We start from the raw sequence: 9,749 nt of genomic DNA, 5'->3' as shown, positions 1-9,749 counted from the left end.
TGTGCATGAAAATAGGCATCCTCAATGAGGATGCCTATGGTTAAAAGTTATTCATCAATACTATTTGACAAAGAGCCATTTTATTCATAATGTGTCCAAGCAGAATATACCGACACTATTTTATTTTTTTTATCTACATCATACACAACACGATATTGACTATTTATTCTTCTAGAATAAAGATTTGCAGATGGTGGTTGCAATTTTTCTAATGATTGTGTTTTTTCAAATGGATCATTCTTAAGTGTGTTCATTATATCCAGAAATTGATCTTTTAAATTAGATTTACAAATTTTCTTCAAATCAGATTTAGCGGAATTCTTAATTTGAACAACATATTTCATAAATTATCCCAATCAATCTCGTCTATATTGGTAAAACCACTATCATCCTTTTGCCTTTCCCTTACTTTTGTTAAGGTACCAGTATTTTCTAAGTAAAGAGTTTCCTCAATAGCATCCCAATCCCTTCTTGAAATAACGACTGCGGATTCATTCTCGTCTCCACTAGCCGGAGTGATTGCAACTGGTTTTTTTTGAATATTTACTTCTTTCAAAATATTGTACAAATTTTTTCTGGCATTGGTTGGCGTATAATCTTGCATAAATTTCACCTCGACATAATTATAGCGTACGTTAGTAGCGTACGTTAGTAGCGTACGCTATATTTTTGTTTTAATATGCTTTAACGCCAATATAAGCAAGTATACAAACTCCTAAGACGATAATAATCATCGAAATCAAAACCGACGACCACATTACATATGGCACCGTTGATGACTTCAGATTGCCTTCTTTTTTCTCAAGTTCAATGAGAGTATGTGATCCTATCAATTGATAAACACCTGTAACAATAGCAGTTAATCCCAATAATAATGTGAACATTTTGCTCATCTTCTTTTATATTTTGCCACGATAGTAGTTCCATTTATTATGTGATGCCAGTGACTTGCTTGCAAATCAATTTATGTATTGTACAGCATCATAATGAAGCATCGATTCATACGATAAATATTTTATTTTGGATTTTCCGAATCACTATAATAAACTGGTTCCGGAGATTTAAAATCATGCACATCAATCCAGCTCAAGATTTGTATACCCAAATCATTGGCCATACTTCCAGAAACCATGATTTGTTTCTTAGAAATATGATTTACATGTACTCCAGCAGTAATTGTACAACTGCCTGGTAACTTGGATTGAATAATTTCACCAACTCGTTGTGCTAGAACGTCATCTTTATGCAAGCGACCATCGTGACTTGGGTAACGTATTGTCTGCATGTCAGTATTGGCTGTCAACGTTGTGACGGTACCGATATGTGGAGTATCTCCACCAGTTATTTCAATCATAATATCTTTTCCAATAACTGACAAATCCGCAATCATTGTGTAATTTTCTTCGGTAGTTTTGAATTGTGTCATTAGATTCCCTCCCAACGTCCGTCAGAATCATTATCAATTCTCAAAGCATCCAAGACCTTCATGGTTTGATGATCGACCAAATCTTGAATGGTTTGAGGATGATTATAGAAAGCTGGAATCGGTGGAATCATCTGAACTCCCATTTTTGATAATTTAGTCATATTCTCTAAGTGAATTGTATTCAAAGGCGTCTCACGTGGAACCATGATGAGTTTGCGCTGTTCTTTCAGCGTAACGTCTGCGGCACGTGAAATTAAATTGTCACCGATGCCAACGGCAATACTAGCAACTGTCTTCATACTTGCAGGAACTATAACCATTCCGTCTGTCAAAAAAGAACCACTAGCAATAGTTGCACCCAAGTCACTGTCACTATAATAGAAATCGAGCATGTTACGAATTTCTTCTAGTGAATAGTCAGTCTCAAGTTGTAGATTTTTCTTTGCCCAAGCACTGAAGACACCGTGAGTTTCTACATTAGGAATTTTTTGCAGTTTCTTGATCAAGTCAATTGCATAAATAGTTCCCGAAGCCCCAGTTACTCCTATGACAATCTTTTTCTTACGTTCAGGCATCAATGTCACTCCTTTTTATTTCAGATATTTTTCCCAGTCGTCAACCTTCTTGAAACTAGCACGTTTGAATTGGTCTTTCATATCAAATGGCACAGTACCATCAAAAATAGTTTTTGAACTCATCCCACGGAATCGAATAGATTTAGGATCGTATTCAGGTCGCTCAGACGGATCAAGTGGATGATTTCTCATTCCTGGTAAGACCATAATATCCTTGTCTCCTTGGAATCTAGTATTCAAAGTCCAAATAACATCATTCATATCAAAAATATCGACATCTTCATCAACTAAGATAACCGTTTTTAATTCCTTAAAAGCTGATAAGGCTAAGATGGCAGCTTGTTTTTGAATACCTTCATCCGTTTCCGTGTCTTTGTGAATTTGCATAATGGTCATTAACTTACCACCACCGGCTGGAGGATTGTAGACATTCAAAACTTTACCAGGAATTGCACGGTCAACAAGTTCTAGAATACTTGCTTCAGTAGGAATTCCAGCCATCGAAACATGTTCCTCACTTGGTCCAATTGTTGTTTGCATAATTGGATCGTCTTTCCTGTGAGTGATTGCCTTAACTTTGACAACATTAACAGCCGGATTGGCATCCCCATCATAACCGGGGAACTCAGGCATCGCTTTACCAGTGTTGGTATTAATATCCTCTTGCATAGTTTCGTTAGGCATGATTTCTGCTTCGACGACATATTCCGCACGGGCAATCGCATTTTCATTAACTGCCACACCCTGTACAATTTGGACTGGCTGTTTACGTAATGCACCGGCAACCCACAGTTCATTGTATCCAAGAGGAGTTGTAGGTGGCTCAAATGTTGCACCAATAGTAATTGCTGGGTCAAGTCCGATATTAATTGTGATTGGCATTGGTTTGTTCAATTTTTCAAATTGTTTTTGGAAATGCCCTATATGACGACCACCTGGCATGATGTACATTCCGATAGTATCCTCATCTTCAAGAACCATCCGATGGATAGTAACATCGCTCATTGTTTTGTCAGGATCTGAACCGAAGACAACACCCATGGTGATATAAGGACCAGCATCATATTCAGTATTTGTTGGTGCTGGTAAAATTTTTCTAATATCGAATCCTTTGTCAGTTGATAAATGAACAACCTCTTGTGCAGGTGCTTCTTTTTTTGAAACCTTAACTGGCTTAACTGGATTCTCAACTGAATCCTTTAGCAAACGTCCAAGCGTCTTATAATCATGATGCAAAATCATTCCATCACGTTTGCGACTTGCCATTGCTCCAATAAGCACTCGTGTACCAGGGAATCCTTTGACATTGTTAAACATCATAGCTGGACCTTCCCTAGTAGGTCTTTCAACGGTACCACCAGCACCAATATAACGATACACACCAGATAGTTCTGCATCAGGATCGACTTCCACGTCTGTTTCATGATATTGTCCTGGTTGCTTCTTCAATTCATCAATAACTTTTCTCAAATCATATGGTTGATCAGTCATTAAATTGCCTCCTTCGAACTTATAAGATAATTGTAGGCCGTGCCTAACAGATAAACAATTCAGGTTATAAAAAATATCATTCCAAAATGGAATGATATTATTTGGTATTATTGAGAAAATTCCAGAATAGCTCACTAACTTGGGGATGCTTTTTCTTTTTACGGAAAAAGCTTAATTGATTATCAACATTATTGTTCAGCGGAACCAATACAAAATTCTTGTTGTCAAATCCTTTAGCAGTCTTTTCCATCATTAATGAAATTCCCATATTACTGGCAACCATTTGCATAATTAAATCAACACGTGAACCTTCATAAGTAACATTTGGCTCGAACCCAGCCTTATTACATAGATCCATAACTGGTTGATACAAATTAGTCGTTGGTCCCAGAATCAAAAAGTTATCTTTTTTCAACTGATTTAGATCTATTTTATTAGCAGTAGAAAATTTGTGATGTTTGGGTAAGACCGCGACAAACTTATCAGTCTCCATATCTATCCGTTCAAGTTCATTGTCATCAAATTCAAAAGTTCTGGCAAAAATAATTTCACAATTATCAGACTTTAAGGCTGAAAATAAATTATTGCTTTCCTCTTCTTTCAATTGAATATGAACTTCTGGATTCTGTTTCAAAAATTTGGTTATATAACTAAAACTAGAATAATTCGGCATTGTTGGAATAGTATACATTTCAATCGTTAGATTCTTGGTATCGTGATAATCTGCCAACACATGTTGCATTTCACGATTATCTTGAATAATTTTTTTGGCATAAGGCAATATCAACTTACCTTCATCACTCAAAAAAATCGTTCGATGTTCACGTTTGAATAGTGAAACTGCTAGTTCCTTCTCAAGTGAGAATATCTGCTTAGAAATATTACCTTGAGTGGTATAAAAATTTTCCGCTGTTTCCGTATAATTCAATGTCTTAGATAGATCCGCAAAAATTTCCAAACGATGAATATTCACGATAATTATCTCCTATTCCATTTCAGAATATTATAACGTATATCACATAATGACAAAACAAAAGAGACATCGTACGATTTAAATCATACGATGTCTCTTTGATGTTATTTATTAATCAGCTGCAGGTTCATTTTTATCTTTTGAATTTGTAGTTGTTTTTGTTTTTTTATCTTTCTTAGGTTTTCTAACCTGATGAATTCTCTTTTCATGCCACATCGTCAAACTGATCAACGATGACAAAGTTAATGGAAGAATAATAACCAAGATTATCAAACCAAAGATTACGCCCAAGGCAACTTGAATCAAGGTCGTTACACCTGAAGGCATCAATGCAGCAAACGTACCACTTAGAATAATGGCAGCTGATATGACAACCGCGCCAATGGCAGTCGCAGCATTGAGCATTCTGTCTTTCAAATTGGATTGAGGTTCATCCTTGAATCTGACCATTAGGAAGATACTGTAATCGACCCCAAGTGCCATCAACATGATAAAGGTGAAGAATGGCGTATTCCAACTCAACATTGGGTCACCTAGAACAAACTTAGAAACGATTCTCGTTATGCCGAGTGAAACCTCATATGCCAATAACAAAGTACTAATAATTGTCATTGGTTGTAGGATCGACTCTGTTACAACAATTAAAGCAATACCAATACCAATCGTCATGATCAAAGCTGTTCGGCCAAAGTCTCCATTAGCTAATGTTCTCAAATCATTATTTTGAGAAGTTTCACCACCAACAGCAACTTTGGCATTCTTCAATGCACCATGTTTCAATCTGGCTTTCATGTCAGTTTGAATAGTTTTCAATTGTTTAGAAGTGGTATCACTATTTGGATCACCCTTGAAGACAATTGTTATTTCAGCAATCTTACGATCACTATCCATATATGCATCCAGTGCGGGTTTGAATTCACTACTCTTAATTGTTTGCTTAGGTAGATAGAATGTATCACCAACGTAAGATGTTCTCAATCCGTCTAAGTACGTCTTCATAGTCTTGTTACCTGAAGCAATCGAATCAAGTCCATCATTAGCTGACGATAAGCCTGATTCTAGTTCAGTAACTTCAGAACTCATTTGTTTGAGTTGAGTATTCATTTGTTGAACACCACTATTAACCGTCGTTGCTCCACTGGCAACACTTTGACCACCACTAGTTAGAGTTGAGCTAGTTGAATTAAGAGTGCTGGTTCCACTTGCCAAAGTAGACATGCCTGATGTCAATGTTGGAATCTGACCTTGTAATTGTCCCATCCCAGACGTAATAGCAGCAGATCCACTACTCAATTGACTTATTGAACTTTGTAGCGCGGACATTTCTGCAGCAGCTGTAGAAGTATCTTGTCCTGTGCTCTGCATCAATGCCAATAATTGGCTAGCTTGTGAAGAAATCGAACTTACTTGTGTTTGCAATTGTGACAATCCAGATGATAATTGTTGAGAACTGCTTGTCAAAGTTGAAACACCACTAGTTAACGTAGGTATCTGACTACTTGCACTTTGCAACCCACTATTAACACTGGAGACACCACTAGTGTATTGATTGATTCCGGTCGACAATTGTTGTGCGCCAGATTGAAGTTCACTAGTACCATCAGCCAATTCTTGGACTTGAGCAGTGCTGCCACTGATATTAGAACTCTGTAATTGTGAACTTGCGGAATTCAACCCTGCTTTGATTTTTTCTAGACCTTTAGTCGATGTATTCAAGCCGCTAGTAATACTTACAAGTTGGTTCTTCAAATACATACTCTTAATCTTATTACCACCAGGTTGAGTTGCTGAAGCAACAGTCTTTACACCAGGCTCTTGTTTGAGGTATTGAGTTAAGTCATCAACCGCTGCCAATTTAGCCTGAGTTGTCATCTTCGAACTATCCTGAATATAGACAGTCGCTGGAGCCGACATCCCTTTACTGAAGTGACTCTGAATAACTTCATAACCCTTTTTGGCTTGATAAGTATCAGGCACTTCATCAGCATTATTGAAGTTCAGTGTTGAACTTGTGTTGACTAAAAATGGCACAGCAATGATACCGATAATAGCCAAGATCACAACTGGATATGCGAGAGCCGCACGTGATAATCCATACCACATTCTACTTTTGCCACGTCCAGCAGTGACTTTGCTTGGCCAGAACATCTTAGCTCCAAGTGTTTCCATGAAGAACATATTCAATGTTAATAGAACTGCCAACAATACTAGAACACCAATGGCAACTCCAACGGCACTCTGATAGAACGAAAACTTAGCAAATGAGAGTACTGAGAATCCAATCAAAACTGATAGTCCACTGTATAATATCGTTCGACCACCATGACGCTGTGCATCATGAGCAGCCTCTACAGCCGACATTCCCCTAGCTAACGCTCCCTTAAAGTAATTATATAGTAGAATGTTATAATCCGTTCCAATACCGAACAAGACAACCACTAAGAATACTTGCGTAAAATTAGAAATTGGAAAATTAAATTTCTGTGCAAGGTTCATAATGATACTTAATGAAGTAACGAAGGCAACTCCAACATTAAGTAGCGATACTAATGGAACGATTGGCGAACGGAAAACCAATATCAATACGATAAAGATAAAGATCACTGCGATGACCTCGGTCTTCTGAATACCCTTTTCAGTTACAGTTGAGAACTCATCATTCAAAGCATCTGAACCAGTGACATAAGTCTTGATTCCAGACATTTTCAATTGACGTTGAAGTTCTTTGACTTGTGGGCCAACTGATCCATTGTTCTTAACCGTGATCTGTGCTAATTGCGTCGATTTGTCTTTAGCAATCAATTGTTTCTTAGTTTCAGCATTATCACTAGGTCCCATGACCTTTTCAATCTTAAGTGAATTCTTGTTTTCCAAGTTATTCAGCTTACGAGTGATCTTTCGATTTTGGGATGCAGTGAATTTATTATCACCGTTATTGTTAAATACCGCCGTATAAGTACGAACAGATTTATTTCCATTCGCTTTCTTTTCAATCTTAGAAGCCTTTTGGCTTTCGGTATAACTTGGTAAAGTTATATTTCCTTTATCCCTAACTAATTGAGATACATTGGGCATGGCAAATAATGCGATTGCCACAACTATTATCCATCCAATTAGAGCAGGCACATATTTCTTCGTGATCTGCTTCATTACGACATCTCCTCAACCCGTCATCTTTTGTAAAATAATTGACAACTGTCAAAATACAACGATTATTCTAAAGTTAAAAATATAATTAGACAAGAGACAATTTATATATAACTGTTTTAATTTGGACATATATTTGAATAATGTCCAAAAATGTAATGAAAAAGTTCTCTTTAGTATGAAAAGCTGCCATATTTTTGAAAATACCGGTCATTTTCATAACAAATATACGTTTGTTTTGCACTTGCAAAAATTTATACTTATGTTAATGTCAAAGTAATTGGATTGAACGACCTGGGGGAATTTAAAATGAAGATTGACGTTACTCAACACTTAACGTTGGGGGCTAAACGAACTTTAAAAGCGTTTCGACTAGCAATGTTTGAAGCATTAAGTGAAAAAGGATTCGACAAAATCACGGTGAACGATATCTGTAAAAAAAGTGAATATCCACGTGCTACTTTTTACAATTATTTCGATGACAAATTTGATTTACTTCAATATCTCTGGTCTTATATTGGCAAGGATATCTTAGACAAAATCCCGAAGAATGGCGATGAAGAAGATGGTATCGTCAAAATTTTCAACTTATTACTTGAATTCTTTAATGACCATCAAGAATTACTAATAAATATTACAAAAAATAATGGTTCCGATTCACATCTATGGCACAGCATGTCAGGCTATCTTCGTCATGAAGCCAATATTTTGATTTACAATTATTGTAAAGAAAACAACCAAGTCAAAGTGCCTGTTAAGTTATTAGCACGATTCTACAGTGACCTAATAATTGCCGTTCTTGAATGGTGCTTATTCGAACAGCCTGACATTGATGTAGATACAGCTGATGAATATTTGATTAGTTTGTTGAATGGTGGATTGAACGCTTAAATTAAAATGGCCGCAGTTCTTCTTTTTTGAAGAATTGCGGTCATTTTTTATTTATTCATTTTTAATCAGGTTGTTCCATCAACAACCATAATACTAGATATACAATAATCCCTGGGAATGCTGGTGTTAATGACAAAATCACATATAACACACGGCCAATGGCTGGATCCCAACCATATTTCTCGCAGAAACCAGCGACAACTCCACCGATAACTTGGTTTGTTTTTGAACGTTTAATTGGAATATGCATAAGTAACTCCCCCTTATCTTTAATAACATAATAAGATATTGACCGACCTATGTACATTCAAATTACTTACAGCCGACTTACACTTTTGTCACTCTGATTATTCAAATAAAAAAGGCCTTTCGGCCTAATTATTATTCCAAAATTTTAAGATTCCAAGCTGGTATTTCTGAACCACCATAGTATTTTTTATACAGTTTAGCCACTTCTTCTGATTGATAAGCTTTGACAACCTTCTTGTAAACGGGGTTATCCTTATCCTTCTTATTAGCAGAAATAACATTGACATATGGTTTTGAACCTTTGGTTACTTTCTCAACATAGACCGCCTTTTTAGGGTTCAACTTAGCATCACTAGCAACACCACTATTAACAACCGAAGCTGTAACATCGCCAAGTGAACGAGCTGTTTGGGCTGCATCTAATTCTGAAATCTTTAAGTTCAATTTGTTCTCAATAATAGACTTTTTAGTTGGTAACTTATCCTTGTTGAGCTTGATCAGGCCCGCACTTTGAAGTAAGGCCAATGCACGTCCTTCATTGGTAGCATCATTAGGAAGAGCAATTTCATCGCCTTCCTTTAGTTCACTTAATTTGGTGATTTTTTTTGAATATAAGGCCATTGGAGCGATAGCTGTATCACCAATACCAATAATATTTGTATGATGAGTCTTGTTCCAATTATCCATGAAATAAACTGTTTGGAAAGCATTCAAGTCGATTTGACCTTGATCTAGAGCTGTATTGGGTTGACTGTAATCTGAAAATTCCACTAATTTGATTTTGATATTTTGTTTTTGTAGTTTTTTATCAACAGTATTCCAGATACGATTATCTGATCCCATGATTCCAATCTTTACAGTTGTTACCTTGTCTGATGCTGAAGCACTTTTGCCACAACCCGCTAATACAAAAATTGATAATGTTGTAAATAAAATTACTAATATACCCTTAATTTTTTTATTCATAATCCGACGATCCTCCATTTTTTTGTAAACA

The 9,749-nt window shown here is 36.3% G+C and carries 11 protein-coding genes; 1 reads left to right on the top strand and 10 read right to left on the bottom strand.

Annotated elements, in window-relative coordinates; genetic code table 11:
* Positions 1 to 80 precede the first annotated feature (80 nt).
* From EKM68_RS08870 to EKM68_RS08835, 8 genes are all read right to left on the bottom strand, one after another.
* Complete coding sequence (locus EKM68_RS08870; RefSeq protein WP_125589880.1) at positions 81 to 344, bottom strand: Txe/YoeB family addiction module toxin; 264 nt, start codon at positions 342 to 344, stop codon at positions 81 to 83.
* Entirely contained in the window at positions 341 to 604 is a 264-nt protein-coding gene (locus tag EKM68_RS08865; protein ID WP_125589878.1) for a type II toxin-antitoxin system Phd/YefM family antitoxin, read from the bottom strand. The genes EKM68_RS08870 and EKM68_RS08865 overlap by 4 nt, the downstream gene beginning before the upstream one ends.
* A gap of 70 nt (positions 605 to 674) precedes the next feature.
* A complete protein-coding gene (locus EKM68_RS08860; protein ID WP_125589876.1) occupies positions 675 to 884 on the bottom strand; it encodes a hypothetical protein in 210 nt (69 codons plus the stop codon).
* 131 nt (positions 885 to 1,015) lie between these two features.
* Positions 1,016 to 1,426 carry a prenylated flavin chaperone LpdD gene (gene lpdD / locus EKM68_RS08855; RefSeq protein ID WP_125589874.1) on the bottom strand — a complete coding sequence of 137 codons (411 nt, stop codon included), beginning with the start codon at positions 1,424 to 1,426 and terminating at the stop codon, positions 1,016 to 1,018.
* Entirely contained in the window at positions 1,426 to 2,001 is a 576-nt protein-coding gene (locus EKM68_RS08850; protein WP_125589871.1) for a UbiX family flavin prenyltransferase, read from the bottom strand. The genes lpdD and EKM68_RS08850 overlap by 1 nt, the downstream gene beginning before the upstream one ends.
* 15 nt (positions 2,002 to 2,016) lie before the next feature.
* The gene (locus tag EKM68_RS08845) at positions 2,017 to 3,492 is read right to left on the bottom strand and encodes a UbiD family decarboxylase (RefSeq protein WP_125589869.1); all 1,476 of its coding nucleotides are present in this window, start codon (positions 3,490 to 3,492) and stop codon (positions 2,017 to 2,019) included.
* Between the two features lie 97 nt (positions 3,493 to 3,589).
* The gene (locus EKM68_RS08840; RefSeq protein ID WP_125589867.1) at positions 3,590 to 4,465 is read right to left on the bottom strand and encodes a LysR family transcriptional regulator; all 876 of its coding nucleotides are present in this window, start codon (positions 4,463 to 4,465) and stop codon (positions 3,590 to 3,592) included.
* A gap of 111 nt (positions 4,466 to 4,576) precedes the next feature.
* Positions 4,577 to 7,615 (bottom strand): MMPL family transporter, encoded by a 3,039-nt coding sequence (locus EKM68_RS08835; RefSeq protein WP_125589865.1) that lies wholly within the window; start codon positions 7,613 to 7,615, stop codon positions 4,577 to 4,579.
* 306 nt (positions 7,616 to 7,921) lie between these two features.
* Between EKM68_RS08835 and EKM68_RS08830 the strand changes: the two genes are divergently transcribed.
* Positions 7,922 to 8,503, top strand: coding sequence for a TetR/AcrR family transcriptional regulator (locus tag EKM68_RS08830; protein WP_125589863.1), 582 nt, complete (start codon positions 7,922 to 7,924; stop codon positions 8,501 to 8,503).
* A 61-nt stretch (positions 8,504 to 8,564) separates the two neighbouring features.
* Here the strand turns inward: EKM68_RS08830 and EKM68_RS08825 are convergent, their stop codons facing one another.
* Both EKM68_RS08825 and EKM68_RS08820 read right to left on the bottom strand, forming a co-directional pair.
* Complete coding sequence (locus EKM68_RS08825) at positions 8,565 to 8,753, bottom strand: PspC domain-containing protein (RefSeq protein ID WP_125589860.1); 189 nt, start codon at positions 8,751 to 8,753, stop codon at positions 8,565 to 8,567.
* Between the two features lie 131 nt (positions 8,754 to 8,884).
* Positions 8,885 to 9,718 (bottom strand): MetQ/NlpA family ABC transporter substrate-binding protein, encoded by an 834-nt coding sequence (locus EKM68_RS08820; RefSeq protein WP_125589858.1) that lies wholly within the window; start codon positions 9,716 to 9,718, stop codon positions 8,885 to 8,887.
* Between the last annotated feature and the right edge of the window lie 31 nt (positions 9,719 to 9,749).

The sequence above is a fragment of the Companilactobacillus jidongensis genome (assembly GCF_003946575.1).
Taxonomy (GTDB): domain Bacteria; phylum Bacillota; class Bacilli; order Lactobacillales; family Lactobacillaceae; genus Companilactobacillus; species Companilactobacillus jidongensis.
Note: the sequence above shows the minus strand (reverse complement) of the source record. Positions and strands in the feature narration are given on the sequence as shown.